The 17,626-nt window shown below is 48.4% G+C and carries 18 protein-coding genes; 12 read left to right on the plus strand and 6 right to left on the minus strand.

Going from position 1 to position 17,626, the window contains the following annotated elements; genetic code table 11:
* Positions 1-3: 3 nt before the first annotated feature.
* A complete protein-coding gene (locus tag OEZ43_10655; GenBank protein MDH5546045.1) occupies positions 4-423 on the minus strand; it encodes a GNAT family N-acetyltransferase in 420 nt (139 codons plus the stop codon).
* A gap of 74 nt (positions 424-497) precedes the next feature.
* The gene (gene mfd, locus OEZ43_10660; GenBank protein MDH5546046.1) at positions 498-3,986 is read right to left on the minus strand and encodes a transcription-repair coupling factor; all 3,489 of its coding nucleotides are present in this window, start codon (positions 3,984-3,986) and stop codon (positions 498-500) included.
* Positions 3,987-4,114: 128 nt separating this feature from the next.
* Between mfd and OEZ43_10665 the strand changes: the two genes are divergently transcribed.
* From OEZ43_10665 to OEZ43_10715, 11 genes are all read left to right on the plus strand, one after another.
* Positions 4,115-4,975: a DMT family transporter gene (locus OEZ43_10665; GenBank protein MDH5546047.1), complete on the plus strand. Its 861-nt coding sequence runs from the start codon at positions 4,115-4,117 to the stop codon at positions 4,973-4,975.
* A gap of 489 nt (positions 4,976-5,464) precedes the next feature.
* Positions 5,465-6,796, plus strand: a complete 1,332-nt coding sequence (locus tag OEZ43_10670; GenBank protein MDH5546048.1) for a hypothetical protein — start codon at positions 5,465-5,467, stop codon at positions 6,794-6,796.
* Positions 6,796-8,625 (plus strand): FecR family protein, encoded by a 1,830-nt coding sequence (locus tag OEZ43_10675; GenBank protein ID MDH5546049.1) that lies wholly within the window; start codon positions 6,796-6,798, stop codon positions 8,623-8,625. The genes OEZ43_10670 and OEZ43_10675 overlap by 1 nt, the downstream gene beginning before the upstream one ends.
* 188 nt (positions 8,626-8,813) lie before the next feature.
* Entirely contained in the window at positions 8,814-9,758 is a 945-nt protein-coding gene (locus OEZ43_10680) for a prolipoprotein diacylglyceryl transferase (protein MDH5546050.1), read from the plus strand.
* Positions 9,759-9,905: 147 nt separating this feature from the next.
* Positions 9,906-10,334 (plus strand): GFA family protein, encoded by a 429-nt coding sequence (locus OEZ43_10685; GenBank protein MDH5546051.1) that lies wholly within the window; start codon positions 9,906-9,908, stop codon positions 10,332-10,334.
* 3 nt (positions 10,335-10,337) lie between these two features.
* Positions 10,338-10,895, plus strand: coding sequence for a pyridoxamine 5'-phosphate oxidase family protein (locus OEZ43_10690; GenBank protein ID MDH5546052.1), 558 nt, complete (start codon positions 10,338-10,340; stop codon positions 10,893-10,895).
* A complete protein-coding gene (locus tag OEZ43_10695) occupies positions 10,895-11,365 on the plus strand; it encodes a GNAT family N-acetyltransferase (protein ID MDH5546053.1) in 471 nt (156 codons plus the stop codon). The genes OEZ43_10690 and OEZ43_10695 overlap by 1 nt, the downstream gene beginning before the upstream one ends.
* A gap of 207 nt (positions 11,366-11,572) precedes the next feature.
* Positions 11,573-12,112, plus strand: a complete 540-nt coding sequence (locus tag OEZ43_10700) for a cbb3-type cytochrome c oxidase subunit I (protein ID MDH5546054.1) — start codon at positions 11,573-11,575, stop codon at positions 12,110-12,112.
* Between the two features lie 119 nt (positions 12,113-12,231).
* Complete coding sequence (locus tag OEZ43_10705; protein ID MDH5546055.1) at positions 12,232-12,549, plus strand: pyrimidine/purine nucleoside phosphorylase; 318 nt, start codon at positions 12,232-12,234, stop codon at positions 12,547-12,549.
* A 40-nt stretch (positions 12,550-12,589) separates the two neighbouring features.
* Positions 12,590-13,243 (plus strand): glyoxalase-like domain protein, encoded by a 654-nt coding sequence (locus OEZ43_10710; protein ID MDH5546056.1) that lies wholly within the window; start codon positions 12,590-12,592, stop codon positions 13,241-13,243.
* Positions 13,244-13,263: 20 nt separating this feature from the next.
* Complete coding sequence (locus OEZ43_10715; GenBank protein MDH5546057.1) at positions 13,264-13,479, plus strand: hypothetical protein; 216 nt, start codon at positions 13,264-13,266, stop codon at positions 13,477-13,479.
* A gap of 75 nt (positions 13,480-13,554) precedes the next feature.
* Here OEZ43_10715 and OEZ43_10720 read toward each other — a convergent pair whose 3' ends face one another.
* Together OEZ43_10720 and OEZ43_10725 are read right to left on the minus strand one after the other, a co-directional pair.
* A complete protein-coding gene (locus OEZ43_10720) occupies positions 13,555-13,938 on the minus strand; it encodes a hypothetical protein (GenBank protein MDH5546058.1) in 384 nt (127 codons plus the stop codon).
* Between the two features lie 84 nt (positions 13,939-14,022).
* Entirely contained in the window at positions 14,023-15,150 is a 1,128-nt protein-coding gene (locus OEZ43_10725; protein ID MDH5546059.1) for a 3-deoxy-7-phosphoheptulonate synthase, read from the minus strand.
* 204 nt (positions 15,151-15,354) lie between these two features.
* Here OEZ43_10725 and OEZ43_10730 point away from each other — a divergent pair, with 204 nt between their 5' ends.
* Entirely contained in the window at positions 15,355-15,561 is a 207-nt protein-coding gene (locus tag OEZ43_10730; GenBank protein ID MDH5546060.1) for a cold-shock protein, read from the plus strand.
* Positions 15,562-15,620: 59 nt separating this feature from the next.
* On the opposite strand, the gene OEZ43_10735 is transcribed toward OEZ43_10730, so the two are convergent.
* Together OEZ43_10735 and OEZ43_10740 are read right to left on the minus strand one after the other, a co-directional pair.
* Positions 15,621-16,511: a carbon-nitrogen hydrolase gene (locus OEZ43_10735; protein MDH5546061.1), complete on the minus strand. Its 891-nt coding sequence runs from the start codon at positions 16,509-16,511 to the stop codon at positions 15,621-15,623.
* Entirely contained in the window at positions 16,508-17,548 is a 1,041-nt protein-coding gene (locus tag OEZ43_10740) for an agmatine deiminase family protein (GenBank protein MDH5546062.1), read from the minus strand. Before OEZ43_10740 ends, OEZ43_10735 begins: the two co-directional genes overlap by 4 nt.
* Positions 17,549-17,626: the final 78 nt, after the last annotated feature.

The raw sequence follows: 17,626 nt of genomic DNA on the forward strand, positions 1-17,626 counted from the left end.
ATGCTAAGCGGGTTGAAATCTGCGCATAAAACCGAGCTCTCCCAATTCGGCAGTAAATCCCCATTTTTCGTAAAACGGAATCATTTCTGGCAGACAGTGCAAGTCAAAATGTTCTACGCCATGCAGTTTGGGATGGTTCATCACGGCTTCCATTAACTGTTGCCCCAGCTTCTGGTTTCGCCAATGGGGATGCACGATCAAATCATAAATCGTCGCCTTGTATACAAAGTCGGTGAGTATGCATACGAAGCCGATTAATTTACTATTCTCATCTATCGCGCCAATCACGATATCGGTATTCTTCAGCATTTTGTCCACGTCAGGACGTGTACGCGTATGACACCAGAATTCATTCTGGTATAGCGCTACCAGGGTATCGGTCTGATTACTATTCAGTTCGTATATAAAATTGGCGTGACTCATGTTGTTTGTGTTCGCATCCGTGCAAATGAAATAGTCGAAATATTATTTTTTACTAAAAAACAGAAAAACTAGACTCAGGCCTGCAATTTATCAATCAGCTCATCTATAAACTGTGCACGTTCGTCAAAGCTCTGCATCACTTTGCTAATACGTAACTTGTCCTGCCCATCGAGACTATAAATCATCGGCCGTTTTTGAATCAGCGCGATAATTTTCATGGGATCAATATTGGGTTGCTGATTGAAGATAATGCGTCCACCACGGGCATGTAGTTCCAGCTTTTTGACTCCGAGCGGATTGAGCTTGAGTTTGATTTCGGTAATCGCAAACAGTTTTTTGGTCTGATCCGGTATTAGACCGAAACGATCAATCATCTCGACTTGCAATTCGCGTAAGGAATCAGCGTCAGTTGCACTGGCAATACGTTTATACATGGTCAGACGTGTGTGTACATCAGGTAAATAATCGTCTGGAATCAGTGCGGGAGCACCGAGTTCCACTTCGGCACCGTGTTCCAAAGGACGGTCGAGTTCTGGCTGTTTACCTTCCTTGAGTGCCTTGACCGCACGTTCAAGCAATTCGGTATAGAGACTGAAACCGATCTCATGCATTTGCCCGCTTTGTTCTTCACCCAATAATTCTCCAGCGCCGCGAATCTCCAGATCATGAGAAGCAAGCATGAATCCGGCACCCAAATCCTCAAGCGATTCTATCGCCTCAAGACGTTTCTCGGCGTCCTTGGTCAAGGCGTTTCTAGGTGGCACGATCAGATAAGCGTAGGCGCGATGATGAGAACGACCAACACGTCCACGAAGCTGATGCAACTGCGCCAGCCCAAGTTTGTCGGCGCGATGTATAAGGATGGTGTTGGCAGTAGGGATATCAATGCCGCTCTCAATTATCGTGGTGCATACCAGCATATTGAAGCGTCGGTGATAAAAGTCCGACATTACCTGTTCCAATTCGCGTTCGCGCATTTGTCCGTGGGCCACTTCAATCTTGGCTTCAGGAACAATTTCACCTAAATCGCGGGCTATGCGGTGGATGCTCTCGACTTCATTGTGTAGGAAATAGACCTGGCCGCCGCGTTTGATCTCACGTAGGCAGGCCTCCCGTATGCTTTGCTTGTTCCACTCACCAACAAATGTTTTCACCGCGATGCGCGTCGTTGGCGGTGTCGCGATAATAGACAGGTCGCGCAGGCTCGCCAGGGCCATATTCAATGTACGCGGAATCGGCGTGGCGGTTAGAGATAACAGGTCGATATTGGCAGCGATCGCTTTGACCTTTTCTTTTTGACGCACACCAAAACGATGCTCCTCATCGACAATGAGCAAGCCAAGATTCTTGAAGCGCACATTGTCCTGGATCAGCTTGTGTGTGCCGATTACGATATCCACTTTACCCTCGGCCAACGCCTTGAGCGTGTCATCCTGTTCCTTTTTGGTTTTGAAGCGTGACATGCCTTCGATGCGAAACGGCCAATCCGCAAAACGGTCACGGAAATTATCAAAGTGTTGTTGCGCGAGCAGGGTAGTGGGGACAAGTACCGCTACCTGCTTACCATCATTAGCAGCGACAAAGGCGGCACGCATGGCGACTTCGGTTTTACCGAATCCCACATCGCCGCACACCAGTCTGTCCATCGGTTTGTCGGAGCGCATGTCTGCGATAATCGCGTCGATGGTTTGTTGCTGGTCCGGGGTTTCCTCAAAAGGAAAGGCCGCGGCAAAGCTATCATAGTCATGCTGGTTGACGCGAAAGTGATGGCCTTTGGCCGCCTCACGCCGAGCATAGATATCGAGTAATTCCGCTGCCACGTCGCGTACTTTTTCTGCGGCGCGTTTTTTCGCTTTATCCCATTGATCGGAACCGAGTCGATGCAAAGGAGCAGACTCGGGGCTTGCGCCGGTATAGCGGCTGATGAGATGCAGAGACGAAACCGGAACATACAGTTTGTCCCCGGCGGCATATTCCAGCGCAAGAAACTCGTTCTCACTTCCGCCAATATTGAGTCGTTGTAAACCCAGGTAGCGACCGACACCATGGTCTTCGTGTACGACGGGCGAACCCATGGTGAGTTCGGAGAGGCTTTGGACGATCGCCTCGTTATCTTTCGTGGCGCGGGTGCGGCGTCGGCGTTGCTGAATCTTTTCGCCAAATAACTGCGCCTCGGTGATGAGCGCGATGTCCGGGTCACTGAGTAGCAGTCCCTGATCAAGGGGTGCAATACCGATTGCGAGCCTTTCTTCGCCCTCGATAAAAGCGCGCCAGCTTTTCACGACTTTCGGCGTGAGCCCATTGTCGCGTAATAATTTAACCAGCGCTTCGCGGCGTCCATCGGTTTCCGCCGTGAATAAGGTCTTGCCTTTGTGCTGATTTAAAAAGAGCTTCAGCGCTTGCGAAGGATCGGAAACGCGAGCGTTGAGTTGTACAACCGGCGGACGATGGGTGGAAAAGTTTTGGTGTAGTGGATTGGCATCGTCAAGTGCGGTGTCGATTTCGTATACCTGGTAGACGACTTTGGAATAACTGGCCAGGGCTTGCGAGGCCTGTTGTGGCGAGAGAAATAACATCTCAGGCGGCAAGATGGGTCTTTCTACGTCATGACATCGTTGCTCATATCGGTTGCTGACTTCTTCCCAAAATTTCGCAATTGCACTTTCACTGGAGTCGGATAGCAGGAATAAGGTGTCATCGGGCAGATAATCGAAAAGCGTCCCGGTCTCCTCGAAGAACAGGGGAAGGTAATATTCGATACCGCCGGGCAAAATGCCATTGGTCACATCTCGGTATACCTGGGCCTTATTCGGGTCACCTTCAAAACGTTCGCGCCAGTTTTGGCGAAAGCGCTTGCGCGCCTGTTCGGTGAAAGGAAATTCCCGTGCAGGCAGCATGCGGATGTTATCGGCTTTGTCTACGGTGCGCTGGGTTTCAGGATCGAAGGTACGTATGCTTTCGACTTCGTTGTCGAACAAGTCTATGCGGATCGGCAGCTCGCTACCCATCGCGTAGAGGTCGATGAGAGAACCTCTTACAGTGAAATCGCCATGCTCGAGAACTTGGGAAACGTAGTTGTAACCGGCAGCTTCAAGATCGAGGCGGAATTGGTCTATATCCAGGGTCTGGCCCTGTTTGAGCAACAGGATGCTGGATTGCACAAACTGGCGAGGCGCGAGCTGCTGGCAGAGCATTGCGGCCGGCACAATCAGTATGCCGCTATGGGTATTCGGTAGCTGGTAAAGGGTTTCCAGGCGCTGAGAAATAATGTCCTGATGAGGAGAAAAGACATCGTACGGGAGGATTTCCCAGTCGGGAAATGCCATGATGCCAGAAGCAGCTGTTTTATCCAGGAAAAAACGCAGCTCGGCGTCAAGCTCAAGGGCCGCGCTCATGTCCTCAACTACCACGACGACCGGTGCTGAAGAGTGTTTTTCGGCTAATCTTGCGATTAGCAACCCACGTGAGGCCCCATACAGGCGTCCAAAACGGGCGGTTGTGCCACGTGAAACACGCAAGACAGGTTCTAAGATGTTTGTCAATAGGGTAGTTGCATCATTCATGGGAAACCTGGAACGTCTTGAATTTGGTACGCAATTTGTACCTGGAATCTTGTTTCAGCCAAAAAATTCGGCCGCGTATTGTCCCACAAACAGGCCATCAGTTTAAGGGAAAAGGGCAAAAACCGGGCATGCAGCTGCTACCTCACACAAATAAGCGATGGTTAGGGCCGGGGTTCGTGGTTTTGTCCGGGTTCGCATTCGCCTTCATGGGGGCACTAATCAAGTATCTTTCCCCATCGCTACCGAGTGAAGTCATTGTTTTTTTTCGTAGTCTGATTGGGATCGTGGTGGTAGTTCCGCTGCTATTGCGCCAAAAAGTTAGCATGCGTACCGGCGTTCCCCATCTACACTTACTGCGCGGTGTGGTCGGCTTCGGCGCCATGTATACCTTTTTCTATTCCATCAGCCTGATCCCTTTATCCCAGGCAGTATTATTGAGTTACACAACCCCCTTGTTTGCGCCAGTGATAGCCTGGCTGTGGTTGCGAGAGGGCATGGGGCTTAAAGTGTGGGGCGCTATCCTGACCGGATTTTTGGGCGTGGTGTTTCTACTGCATCCAAAATCAGGTACAGAACTGCTGACTGTCGGGGGCTTGATTGCCTTGTCGTCCGGGTTATTAGCTGCTGTCGCCCTGACCACTATCCGGCGCATGTCGGATACAGAAGCCACTACTCGTATTGTTTTCTACCATACCTTCATCAGCTTACTCGCGTCGGCAGTTTTGGCTGCCATTAGCTGGCAGACACCGTTATTGGAGCAGTTGCTGCTATTAATCGCTATCGGAATTCTCGCCACTGTTGGCCAAATGGCGATAACCCGAGGATATAGTCTGGCTCCCGTCGCGACAGCCGGCCCGTTTACCTACACCACGGTGGTATTCGCTGCGGTCATGGGGGCCGTATTTTGGGGTGAGTTATTTGATGTGTTTACCTGGGGCGGTAGTCTACTGGTAATCATCGGCGGCATACTCGCCCTACGAGCAAAATAACTGCGCCCTCTGTCATGGAAACTCTACTGAGTCTTAAATCTACTCGACAAAACGGTATCTGATACCGAGCATATATTTTCGTGTATAGCGCTGAGAAACCCTATATACAGAAGTCAAAACTGAGCCTACCCTCGCAAAACAAGGAACAAGGAACAAGGAACAAGGAACAAGGAACAAGGAACAAGGAACAAGGAACAAGGAACAAGGAACAAGGAACAAGGAACAAGGAACAAGGAACAAGGAACAAGGATCGGGGACTGTGTATCTATTCTTGCGAACCTTTTTACGAATCCTATTTTCCATATTTGCAGCCCGCTGAATTTCCAGCCACTCGCCAAATGTAACTAAGCCATAAAAAGCCTGATTTATACCCCTTCTATTACCTGTCGCCAAAGGTGAACTTTCTTTCGAGAATACCGATACATACAGATAGAGAAGGCATTTTTGCCTGGTTCTGCACAAGGCTAGACAAGAGGCGCATAGGGAAATATGTCAGGAAATTCGATTTTTAAGGCGGGAAGCTCACTTTTTGCTTCAATACTAATCGGACTGGTTTTCATCGGGCCATGGGAGACGATTGCCCAGGCGGATGATAAGGCGACCATTTTTCAGGCCAAGGCATTGTTAGACAACGGGCAGGCAAAGGGGGCCTATCGTTTATTACTTCCACTTGAGAGTGAGTATGCCGGAAATCCTGAATTTGATTATCTTTTAGGTATTTCTGCGTTGGACGCAGATGTTCCAAATTATGCGGTTATTGCACTCCAGCGGGTATTGGCAATGGAGCCTGCATTTGTCGGCGCGCGTGTTGATCTCGCCCGTTCTTATTATTATCTCGGTGAGTTTTCTACAGCGAGGGAAGAGTTCGAGGCCATCATGCAGTACAACCCGCCAAATAAGGTCAGAGAATTGGTGGTGTTTTATCTGGACGAGATCTTTCAGCGACAGAAAGGCCCACGCTACCGAGTGTCTTATGCATTGGACGCGGCGTTCGGTAGTGACAGCAATGCCAATAGTGCTACCGATCTTACGACTTATAAAGATTTCGCATTATCCGAACAAGCGCGTAAGTCACCTTCGGCATATGGACTCGGTGGACTTACCGCGAATCTCGCCTTTCAGGCCGGGGCGCGCTCGACCTTTTACATGGGCGCAGATATTCATTATCGATACAACGTCAGTGCGCCATTTGTGAATAACACGATTGCCAGCGGCAATATGAGCGTCAATTATTTCGATCGATATTTCAGTATGAATGTAGGGGCAAAGGGATTCTATTCACGCATCGGTGAATACGAAAGCTATACCGGCATGGCCACGGGGCGGTTACAGTTTTCCTTGAGTCGTCTACTAAAAGCCACGTTTATGGGGCGAGCCGGAGGTTCCGAATTTTTCGAAGAATTGAGCACACAGGACAATTTTAATGGCCTGGCCGGTGTTGGTTTGTCGACAGTTCAGGATATCGGCATATTGCCAAAAACCAATTTGATGTGGATTTATGGTCGGTCATACGCCCGCCATCGAGATTCTTCAGAGTATGACAACGAAACGCGAGGATTACGCGCAAGTGGTACAAAGCACCTGACTGCAAAGTGGCGTTTGGTCGGTGCGGGTGGCGCTATCTGGACCCGGTATCTCAATCTGTTCCAGGGAGTGCCCCGCGAAGAAAGGAGGCTTGACGCGATGGTTGGCGTCGAATGGAAAGCCACGAAACGTACTCTAATCAAAGCCGGTGTTTCGTACATTTACAACAGCAGCACCCAAGCTATCTATGCCTATGACAAACTGGATTACAACATCGGTTTGCGGAGGGAATTCTAATGAAGTCTGTCAAGCTGATGTTTGCTATCGGTCTTATGTCTATTCTCGTGTTAAATGTGGCCATCGCCGCCGAAGAAAAACATCCTGTTGGTACCGTGGTATTTGTACTCGGTGATGCGTTGGCTCGTGGCATCGAGGGTACGGGTAGAAAACTTACTCGCAAGGCACCTGTCTATGCACTGGACACGATTCATACCAATCAAAAGAGCCAGGTGCAGATTCGCTTTAAGGACAACGCCTTCATTTCGGTACGCCCAAATAGCAGCTTTACTATTGACGCATATAGCTTTAATGATACCGAAGAAAATAAACAACACTTGAATCTGGTCAAGGGAGGTTTTCGCGCAATTACTGGACAAATCGGGAAGATGAATAAGCAGGCTTTTAAACTAAAAACTCCAGTGGCTACTCTCGGCATACGCGGTACCGATTTTACCGTAATGTATTGCCGATCCGATTGTGGCGAAGGTGAGCGAGGTGATACAAGCGCGCAAAACGGATTGTATGTTGGCGTAATCAGTGGTGGAGTTACGCTCCAGAATGAACTGGGAAACATTAACATCGGCGCCAATGAATACGGCTTTGTAAATGCGCTGGGTGATTTACCCAAGACCTTACGACAGGCACCTAGCTTTTTAATGTTTGATCGGACTCAGCGAGACGTTAGAAAAATTCAGGAACCAGAATCACGGCGCACCCGAGAAAATCCACCCGTCGGTAAGGAAGCCAATGAAGGGAAAAACGAATCGTCAACCCAGACGACAACATTTTCACCCGAACCAAGTGCAGTCATCGAATCCATTGCCGAAGATGTACGCAAACAAGCGGCCTTAACTTCGCCATCACTCGGTGCCGCCGACAGTAGTTATGCACTGTTTGGAGACATGATGGAAAGTCGCTTCGGTTCTGATGGAAATGTGCTGCTACCGTCTACGGAAAATGAAACAGTTTCATCGACCGCAGAGAGAGAGACAGTTGGGGAAGGTCTTCTTGGAATGTTAGAGCAGGCAATGTCCAGTGATAGCGCCAACAATCTTGATGATCCTTTGAACACTATTCCAGGCGTGTCGACCAATCAAAACCAGGCTTTTTCTATGGCGACCGGCTCTGTCGGTGGACGGATAGGCAGGCAGGTGATTAATCATAGCGAGGCTCGCGTCACAGGATATCGCGACAATCAGGTCGATGGCGTATTGGCTAATACCACCAATGATGCCTATTTGTTTACACAGACGCAGTACCTGTTTGACGGCACGCAACTGGATCTGGGTTACGATGCCACCACTGGATTACGCTGGGGGCGGTGGGCAAGTGGAACCGTTACGTTTGAAGGCGAAACAGCCGACCCTTATTACACTCGTATCAAGGATCAGATGCATTGGGTCGCCGGAGACGAAAACAGCATGATGCGTAGTCTACCGATTAGTGGAACGGCGACATACAGTCTCTATGGTGGCACGGCACCCACAGACAGCGCGGGCAATGTCGGCCAACTGGGCAGCGTGACCTTAACCGCAGACTTCAATGCGCCTGCAATGGTGAGCAATGCGACAGTTGAACTCACCATCGATAACCAAAACTGGAAGGGTGAAGCGTCCACAATGCCGATACAAGCTGATACCGCGACGTTCTCGGGTCTTATGCAAGTCAATGTTACCTCGGACACCTCTGCGGGAAATCCAGGACTCGGCCATATCAGTGGTTTCTTCGTCGGCGGTGATAGTAGCACGGTGCCTAGCGGTGCAGGGATTAGTTATGAAATGACCGCTACATCAAATGGCGCCGCAAACACTGTGTCAGGTTCCGCTGCCTTGCGTAAGGATCCATAAGCAACACAAGTAGCGTGCTTCAAATAATTGACATCATAATCCTCGCCAAGGAAGATAGAAGCATAAGCCTCGCGAGGGAATGCGTCCGTTGAATTTTCTCAATACCCATGCTTTCCCACGAAACTGTTCCTACAGACGTTATAGCGGATCAGCAATTAGCGCATAGCTATTGTTAACGGGAGTTGTGTATGGCATTTCCATTTCTAGGTGATGTGTTCAATCATTTTTTCGGTCTCGACTGGAATCTTCCTATACCGATGTTTGGTCTGTTTGTCGCAACTGCGATAGTTCTCGCTACTTATGTTGCCCGTAAAGAAGTAGAACGTTACCAGGGGCTCTCGCTGTTAGGCAGCGCTCGGGTGATCGTTTCGAAAACGGGCGAAACACAATGGATTCCTGTTCATGGCGTCATAAGCGATCTTGCTCTGGTATGCGCGATTGCCGGGATAGTTGGCGCGAGAGTTTTTCATATTCTTGAATATCCGTCTGACTTTCTCGGTGACCCTATGAGTATGATATTCACTCAGGGTGGTTTTTCCATTTATGGAGGCCTGGTATTTGGCTTTGTCGCCGGCATAGTCTTTCTCCGCAAACGTGAAATACCCTTGTGGCCCATGCTCGATGCATTGTCACCGTCGCTGATTTTGGGTTATGCCATCGGGCGTGTAGGCTGTCAGATTTCTGGTGATGGCGATTGGGGTATCGCAGCGGATCTCGGCTCGAAACCGGATTGGTTACCTCAATGGTTTTGGGCGCAGACCTATGAAAATAATGTCATTGGAGTAGTCATACAGAGCCCCGGTGTCTATCCAACACCGCTTTATGAAGTCCTGATGGGCTTGCTTATCTTTGCCATACTCTGGAACGTGCGCAAGCGTTTTATGCCTTTGGGTATGATGTTTTTCCTCTATCTATTACTGAGTGGATTTGAGCGTCTTTTGATTGAACAGATCCGCATAAACACTGAGTATCGCCTGTTTAATCTCGCCTTTACCCAGGCGGAATTGATATCCACTTTGCTGATTATCATTGCAACTGTTGGTATCGTACGAGTTGCCCGTATGCATCGTTTGAATAGCGCGCTATTCGTCAGCTTCGTTAGTATATTGATGACTGCATGTATGTCACTGTAATTATTCGGTCTGGCAGGTTTTGGTATTTGATATTGTGCAGTAGGCTTTAGTATAGCCATACAAATCTGATTGAGATATATCTAGTTAAAGGAATCTGTACGATGCTCGAATTGACGCATCGAGTCCAACAATGAACGGAGAAGAAAATTGGAAGAAAACAAAGTAAACGGAAGTTGTTTGTGTGGCGCTATTGTCTTTGAAGCGGAAATCATCCCCGAAAAAATCTTTAATTGCCACTGTTCTCAATGTCGAAAGTCTCATGGCGCAGCGTTCGCCACGCAGGCTTTTGCCAAGGGAGAAACTCTCAAGTTTTTAAAGGGGGAAGAGCTGATTTCGGAATACAGTGGTCACGGTGGGGTGCGTGTGTTTTGTTCCAAGTGCGGCTCACGTTTGATGAATTACACGCCGGATAAACAATATCTCAGCTTAGCCTTATCCAATATTGACAGTGAGTTTCACGGAAAACCTGTTGCGCATGCCTTTGTGGGATCTAAAGCAAATTGGCATGAACCTTCGACCGATATCCCTTCATTTAAACGCATTCCCAGAAATGCGTTAGCCGAAGAAACGAGATAAATCATGGCACAACAATATTCTTATATCAGTGATCTAATACGCCAATTTATCGAAAAGCAGAAAGTATTTTTTGTTGCCACGGCAATGGAAACGGGACACATCAATGTGTCACCGAAAGGTATGGACAGTTTGCGCGTGCTGGGTCCAAATCGCGTGGTTTGGTTGAATGTGACCGGTAGTGGTAATGAGACGGCGACTCATGTGCAACATAGTCCGCGCATGACCTTGATGTTTTGCGCTTTTGAAGGGACGCCATCGATATTGCGCCTGTATGGAGAATCCAGGGTAATCCACGTTGGTGAAATGGGGTGGAAAGAGCTAGCTCAACATTTTCCATCCATACCCGGTGCGAGACAGATATTTGATGTACAGATTTCACTGGTACAGACCTCATGTGGAATGGCGGTTCCTTTGTTCGACTATGTTGAAGACAGGGATTTACTTTGGAATTGGGCCGAGAAAAAAGGCGAGCAGGGCATACATACGTACTGGGAGGAGAAAAACCAGACCAGTATCGACGGAGTGGCGAGTAATATACTTGAGAAGGCAAGGATTGAGTGATGAATGAGATTAGTATTCGTGCAGCCGGGATAGAAGATGCGGAGTTCATGTGCCAGCTATTGATACGATCCATCACACAATTATGTGCTGAGGACCATCACCATAATGCTGAAATTCTCAACACCTGGCTGGCGGGAAAGACTAAGGAAAATATGGTCGCCTGGATAGCTAAGCGCCAGATTCATACAGTGGTCGCCTATACGCAAAATCAATTGGCAGGCGTTGCTTCTATCGAAAACTCCGGCTTTATCCATCTTTGCTACGTCGCCCCCGAATGGATAGGCAAAGGTATAGGTCATCAATTATTCAAGCACCTTGAAGCGTGGTCAGTCGCTCAGAATATTTCCGAACTCTCGTTAACAAGCACAGCCACAGCGAAGCAGTTTTACCAAAACCACGGCATGGTGTTTACCGGCACAAGGACTAATTGCTTTGGTACCGTCGGATATCCTATGAAAAAGATGCTGTAATTAATGCAGTCAAATCAATCATTGTCGGTGAACTGGGTGACGAGCTGGTGAACGTCAATGGTTTCGTTATTAGAAGACTCAGTTGTGAAGATGGAATGGCAGTATTTTTCTCTAGTGGGTTGGATTCGTCGTTGTTTTCACGTATAAATAGGGCGCTGTTTCGTCGTATCAAAATCCTGTCTAACTTCAAGTGTGGGGTCGATCGTGATGAAAAATAACGAATTATTAGCACCTAATCTGGTAAAGTTTCTGATAACCTCGGCAGCCTGTCTGTTTGTCGGTACTGTTCAGGGCGCGGTGCAAGTTATGGAACCTATCCGGAGCTGGCTGGTTTCCATCGGAACCCCAAATACCAATCCCGGACATTTAATCGATCCACTCGCACATGCCCATATCAATCTTATCGGTGGCGTGGTGCTATTTCTTATTGGTATGGTTTATTACCACTTTCCGCGTATGAGCGGAAAACCGCTTTATTCCAATCGACTGGTTGAACACACCTACTGGTGGGTGACCATCGGAATTGTCAGCTTTTATCTTTCCTTAATGACGTTCGGGATAGTCGAGGGGATGTTGATGCTGGAAGGGTCGCCGATGCAGGAAGTCGTACACAGCTACTACTCACCGGTCATCGCCACTTGTGCGACGATAATGACGGTTGGTTATGGCGCTTTCTTTTTCAATCTGACTTTGAGCGTGATGAAAAAGCCTGAGTTAGAAGGCAAAGCTGCGGCAGAGCGCGGCTAAAGACCACGAATTGATTACACCGGGAAAGCGGCGCTACCAGGCGCCGTTTTTCATTATGTCGCGTGTACAATATCGGGTAATATCGGAAACTTGTTTCTATATTCTTATCTGGAGTCAGAATGAGCAGTTTTGAAAATATCAGTATCGATAGAGCGGCTAACGTTTATTTCGATGGCCGTGTAACCAGTAGAACCATACGTTTTGCAAACGGTGAAGTAAAAACCCTGGGTATTATGTTGCCAGGTGAATATCGATTTAATACTGATGACAAAGAATTGATGGAAATTCAGGGTGGTGATGTGTTGGTTCGCCTAAGTGATAGCGACGAATGGGTGGCTTATGCATCAGGCGAAGAATTTGAAGTGCCTGCCAGGTCTGCATTTGACATCAAAGTCAATTGCGTCACCGACTACTGCTGTTCCTTTACCAAGGAATAACTCACCTTCCTTATTTGGGAAAAGCGACGGGAAGAACCACATGGAAATTGATCACCTGTTTATCTGCACAAGCAAAGGTGCGCCTGAGGCCAAACATCTGGTTGATTTTGGACTCACCGAAGGACTACCCAACACCCATCCCGGACAGGGAACGGCATGTCGACGTTTTTATTTTCACAACCTGATGTTGGAGTTGTTGTGGCTTGAGGACGAAGAGGAGTCAAGTAGCCCACTGACAGCGCCAACGCAGCTGTTCCATCGGGCAGGTTTGCGCGATCCAGGGACATCACCGTTTGGCGTCTGTTTCAGACCGTCGCCAACGGAAACGGCAGTTTCATTTCCGAGCTGGCAATATCGTCCCCGCTATCTGCCAGCGCATTTGTCAGTGGAAATCGCCAAAGACATGCCGTATGTTGAACCCTTGTGGTTTTATCTCGGGTTTTCCCATCGCCCTGATCAGGCAGCGACACCACCTAACATGCAACATGCATGTGGTTTTAAAGAAGTCACTCAGGTAAGGATCACAACCGAGTCAGACGACGCATTTTCGTCAACTGCGCAAACCGTCATGGGCGAGAATTTACTGAAACTGGATCGCGGTGATACGGCTTTGCTCGAATTGTTTTTTGACGAAGGCAAAGCGGGAAAAGAAATGGATTTTCGCCCGCATCTTCCACTGGTGTTTCATTGGTGATTTGAAAAAGGAGTCGTTTTATGACTGAACAGAGTATCGAAGCACTGGAAAGTAAGCGCCAGGAATTACGTGAGCGTCTGGAAAAAATAGAACAGGACTATCGTTCTGGTCTGGATGCCGATTCTGAAGAACGTGCGTTGCAACTGGAAAATGCCGAAGTGTTGGAAGGTATCGCAAAGGCCACTGCTGAGGAATTAGCAAAAGTTGAAGAATTGCTGGCCGACTTGAAATCCTAGTAGAGGATGCGATGAAAATTGGAAAAAAAAGCGGGGCTTGCTTGCCCCGCTCTTTTTGAAATCTTTTTCGCGCGCTTATTTAAACCGTTGCATCAACGCCTGAAACTCCGGCGAGTCTATCATCTGCTGCAAACGTGGATCTTGCTTCAGCGCGGATACATCGTTCATTTCCACCATATTGGCATTTTTAACGGCATCAATTACGTGCAACACCACTTCATCGGCACTTTCACCCAGGATAGAACGCTGAATAGAATTTTGTGGCGCCAGCTCGCTATCGGAATAATAGTCATTTTCGGCAAATTCCGGTTGCGTGGAGTAATTCAGTAGATTCTGGCCCTGATCAGTAAAAGACGTTTCCATGAAAAAAGAAGATTCGTTCTTTACAGCGGCATTCACACCAAAGCTCGCAAAAAGAAGTATCAGGAGGAAAGATTTGGAGACATTCTTGATAGACATAGGGCACATCCAGTAAAAGCTCAACCACCTGTTTCGGTCCGTATTCAAAATTCTTTAGGGCATATTTATATTTTTTTGTGAAATTTAATTTTCCCATTCCTTGTGGAAACGCTCGGTCAGGCTGACTCTCCTTTCATAAGCTTGGCGCACGATCGCGACATCTTCCAGAAAGTAAGGTAACTCCCGCATATGTAAGGCCTGTGGGCCGTCTACCAGTGCCTTGTCAGGATGGGGGTGGAAATCCACCAACACCATATTGGCGCCAGCGATGATGCCTTGGGCGGTGGCATGGAATACATCCAGAATGCCATCCGGGGAAGACGCTCTGGTGCCAACCGAATGGGATGGGTCGATGCACACGGGCATGCGTGTAAGGCGTTTTATGACCGGTACATGGCTAAAATCGACCAGATTCCGATGGGGGTCGCCCATATTGGTCTTCATTCCCCGCAGGGCAAAGATCACTTTGCTATTTCCCTCACTGGCAAGATACTCGGCGGCGTTGAGTGACTCCTCCAGGGTGATGCCAAAGCCACGTTTCAACAGCACGGGATATTCAGTCTGGCGGCCTACCGCCTTCAATAATTCAAAATTCTGGGTGTTACGGGTGCCAATCTGCAGCAAGACGCCAGTGGGGCGCCCACTTCTCGCCAGGGCCTGATTTATTTCTTCCAGGTGTTCGTCGGAGGTGATCTCCATGGCAACGACCTTGATACCATATTTTCCGGCAAGCTCGAATACCCAGGGTAAGCATTCCTTACCGTGGCCCTGAAACGAGTAGGGATTGGTACGCGGTTTATACGCACCCATACGCGTACATACCTGTCCATTTTCCTGCAAGGCCTTCATCATGGTTTCGACATTTTCGCGATTATCCACGGCACACAGCCCGGCAAAAATATTTAGATTATCCTGGCTAAAAGTCACCCCGTTATATTCGAATGAGGTGGCGCGGCGTTCATCACGATGTCGACCCAGCACGCGATATTCTTCGGACACGCGAATAACGCGTTCTACCGTGGGCAGCGAGGTCATTTCCTCAATCGTCAAGGGCGAAGTATTACCCACCAGATAGATTTCGGTGAGGGTCTGCTGGACGCCTTTAACCATATGAATGCGGGCGTCTATATCAGGTATTGCCTTCAAATAACTCATCAGGCTTTTGAATTCGCTACCATTTTGATCGGTGTTCGGCTGGAGAATGAGAATCATTCCTAATCCCTTCGCAACTGTTTGATTTGTAAAATATTACTAGATGATCATCGCAGCGAATAGTTCCGCCGTCAAATTGCATCGGCAAGACTTGAGATAGATTGAGCTTTACGGTAGGGTATGTGCCTTCTCGGCGGCATAAGCCACTTGAATAAGCCCATTAGCCATGCGCTAGACCCAAGACCTTTATCCATGGAGGTGAAGATGAACATTGGAACTGTAAAATGGTTTAATCGGACTAAAGGTTACGGTCTGATCAGTCCCAGAGATGGTGGTAAAGACGTATTTGTGTTTTATCCCACCATCGAAACAGACGGACACCAAACACTCGAATTCGGACAGACTGTTCGATATGAATCGGTAGATTGTCTACATGGAGAACGCACGGTACGTGTTGTTCCTGTCAACTAGGATGAGAATCTGTGATAAAAAACGGCTGATACAGCCGTTTTTTTTGTCAAAATTTTTTGCTAGTCGATGTATCGTCTAACCAGATCGAAGTAATTATCTATACGTCGATCACGTAAGAAAGGCCAGATTCGTCTGACATCCTCAGTACGCTGCATATCGATGTCGGCGTATAGAATCTCTTCCTTGTCTTCACTTGCATGGGTAACAAACTCACCCTGTGGGCCGGCAATAAAACTATTCCCCCAGAATTGAATACCATTGCTCTGGCCACTGGGGTCATTCTCATGGCCTGTACGATTACAAGATAGTACAGGTACGCCGTTGGCAATCGCATGTCCACGTTGTACAGTCACCCACGCTTCGAGCTGGCGTTGTTTTTCATCATTGGTATCACGTGGATCCCAGCCGATAGCGGTGGGGTAAATAAGTAGCTCGGCCCCTGACATGGCCATTAAGCGTGCTGCCTCGGGATACCACTGATCCCAGCACACTAACACGCCGAGTTTGCCTACTGAGGTCTTGATCGGCGTGAAGCCAAGATCGCCGGGAGTGAAATAAAACTTTTCATAAAACCCGGGATCGTCTGGGATGTGCATTTTGCGATAGGTGCCAGCAATACTGCCATCACGTTCAAAAACCACAGCCGTATTGTGATACAAACCTGCCGCGCGTTTTTCAAATAGTGAGCTTACTACCACAACATTGTGTTGCTTGGCCGCTGCCGCGATACGTTCACTACCCGGGCCTGGAATCGGCTCGGCCAAATCGAAATGATCGACGTCCTCTGTCTGACAAAAATACAGGCTGCTGTGCAGTTCCTGGAACACGACTAGCTGTGCTCCTTGCCTGGCGGCCTCAGTCAGCAAGGAGAGCGTCTTATCGAGATTTGCAGATTTATCTGCAACACAAGTGTGCTGCAATAATGCGACTTTGAGCGTGTTGTTGCTCATGCGAGTACACCTTCTGGTAGTTGCATGGTCAGGCAGTGCAGGCTGCCATGTTGTTCGATGATAGGCAAGCAGTTGATACCGACGATTTCATATTCGGGAAAACATTTTTGTACTTGTTGCAAGGCGAGATCGTCATTTGCATCATCGTATGTCGGTACCAATACCGCGCCATTGATGATAAGAAAATTGGCGTAGGTTGCAGGTAAGCGGTGGCCGTCATCGGGACTGTATTTGGCTGAGGGCCAGGGCAGGGGAATGAGACGATAGGGTTTGCCTGCAAAATCCACAAGCTGTTTTAGCTCATCTTCCATAGCCTTCAGATCCTGATAGTGGCTGTCCTGTGTATCGTCACATTGCACATAACAAATAGTGTTTGCATCAGTGTAACGCGCCAGTGTGTCGATATGGCTATCAGTGTCATCACCTTCGAGATGTCCGTGCTCCAGCCACAACAGTCTTTCCAGACCAAGTTCTTTTTTAAGGTATTCGGTTACATCATCGCGACTGTATTGCGGATTACGTTGAGGCGACATCAGACAATGCGCAGTGGTCAATACTGTGCCCATACCATCGGATTCAATTGAACCGCCCTCAAGTACAAAATCAAGTGGCCAATGTGTGGCCAGGGGAAAGCAATCCTGTTTGTAAAGCGCTTGTGTAATAGCGGTGTCTTTTTTGGCGGAGAACTTGTTTCCCCAACCATTAAAAACAAAATCAAGAAGACGAGCCTGTTCGCCTTCGTAAACGGTTATAGGACCAAAGTCTCGCGCCCAGGTATCATCCGAGGGAACACAGTGCAGACTTACTTGTTGAAGATTGACGTCAGCCTTTTCCAGCAATCGCTGTATGTGCGCACGATGTTCGTCATTGTAGGCGACGATGAGCAGGTTTTGTCGTTTGGCGATCTCACGACCGATCTCAACAAACACCGGTTCAACGCGATCCAGGATGTCTGCCCAGTCAGAATGCGAATGTGGCCAGGTCAAAAGTACGCCGCTTTGGGGGTGCCACTCAGGGGGAAAAAAGCGTTGCTGCATGTGTGCGTCTCAAAAGGAATTTAGGAGCGCGATAATAGCAGGGCTAGTCGGACGGATAAAAGTATAAACCGACCTGTC

The organism is Gammaproteobacteria bacterium, assembly GCA_029881255.1.
In the GTDB taxonomy this organism is placed as follows: domain Bacteria; phylum Pseudomonadota; class Gammaproteobacteria; order S012-40; family S012-40; genus JAOUMY01.

What these genes read in the sequence shown, in the direction of transcription:
- OEZ43_10690 (MDH5546052.1), top strand. Translation starts at nt 10,338, where the DNA reads ATGGCACAACAATATTCTTATATCAGTGATCTAATACGCCAATTTATC.
- OEZ43_10715 (MDH5546057.1), top strand. Translation starts at nt 13,264, where the DNA reads ATGACTGAACAGAGTATCGAAGCACTGGAAAGTAAGCGCCAGGAATTA.
- OEZ43_10695 (MDH5546053.1), top strand. Translation starts at nt 10,895, where the DNA reads ATGAATGAGATTAGTATTCGTGCAGCCGGGATAGAAGATGCGGAGTTC.
- OEZ43_10680 (MDH5546050.1), top strand. Translation starts at nt 8,814, where the DNA reads ATGGCATTTCCATTTCTAGGTGATGTGTTCAATCATTTTTTCGGTCTC.
- OEZ43_10675 (MDH5546049.1), top strand. Translation starts at nt 6,796, where the DNA reads ATGAAGTCTGTCAAGCTGATGTTTGCTATCGGTCTTATGTCTATTCTC.
- mfd (MDH5546046.1), bottom strand. Translation starts at nt 3,986, where the DNA reads ATGAATGATGCAACTACCCTATTGACAAACATCTTAGAACCTGTCTTG.
- OEZ43_10710 (MDH5546056.1), top strand. Translation starts at nt 12,590, where the DNA reads ATGGAAATTGATCACCTGTTTATCTGCACAAGCAAAGGTGCGCCTGAG.
- OEZ43_10665 (MDH5546047.1), top strand. Translation starts at nt 4,115, where the DNA reads ATGCAGCTGCTACCTCACACAAATAAGCGATGGTTAGGGCCGGGGTTC.
- OEZ43_10700 (MDH5546054.1), top strand. Translation starts at nt 11,573, where the DNA reads ATGAAAAATAACGAATTATTAGCACCTAATCTGGTAAAGTTTCTGATA.
- OEZ43_10730 (MDH5546060.1), top strand. Translation starts at nt 15,355, where the DNA reads ATGAACATTGGAACTGTAAAATGGTTTAATCGGACTAAAGGTTACGGT.
- OEZ43_10705 (MDH5546055.1), top strand. Translation starts at nt 12,232, where the DNA reads ATGAGCAGTTTTGAAAATATCAGTATCGATAGAGCGGCTAACGTTTAT.
- OEZ43_10720 (MDH5546058.1), bottom strand. Translation starts at nt 13,938, where the DNA reads ATGTCTATCAAGAATGTCTCCAAATCTTTCCTCCTGATACTTCTTTTT.
- OEZ43_10735 (MDH5546061.1), bottom strand. Translation starts at nt 16,511, where the DNA reads ATGAGCAACAACACGCTCAAAGTCGCATTATTGCAGCACACTTGTGTT.
- OEZ43_10725 (MDH5546059.1), bottom strand. Translation starts at nt 15,150, where the DNA reads ATGATTCTCATTCTCCAGCCGAACACCGATCAAAATGGTAGCGAATTC.
- OEZ43_10670 (MDH5546048.1), top strand. Translation starts at nt 5,465, where the DNA reads ATGTCAGGAAATTCGATTTTTAAGGCGGGAAGCTCACTTTTTGCTTCA.
- OEZ43_10655 (MDH5546045.1), bottom strand. Translation starts at nt 423, where the DNA reads ATGAGTCACGCCAATTTTATATACGAACTGAATAGTAATCAGACCGAT.
- OEZ43_10740 (MDH5546062.1), bottom strand. Translation starts at nt 17,548, where the DNA reads ATGCAGCAACGCTTTTTTCCCCCTGAGTGGCACCCCCAAAGCGGCGTA.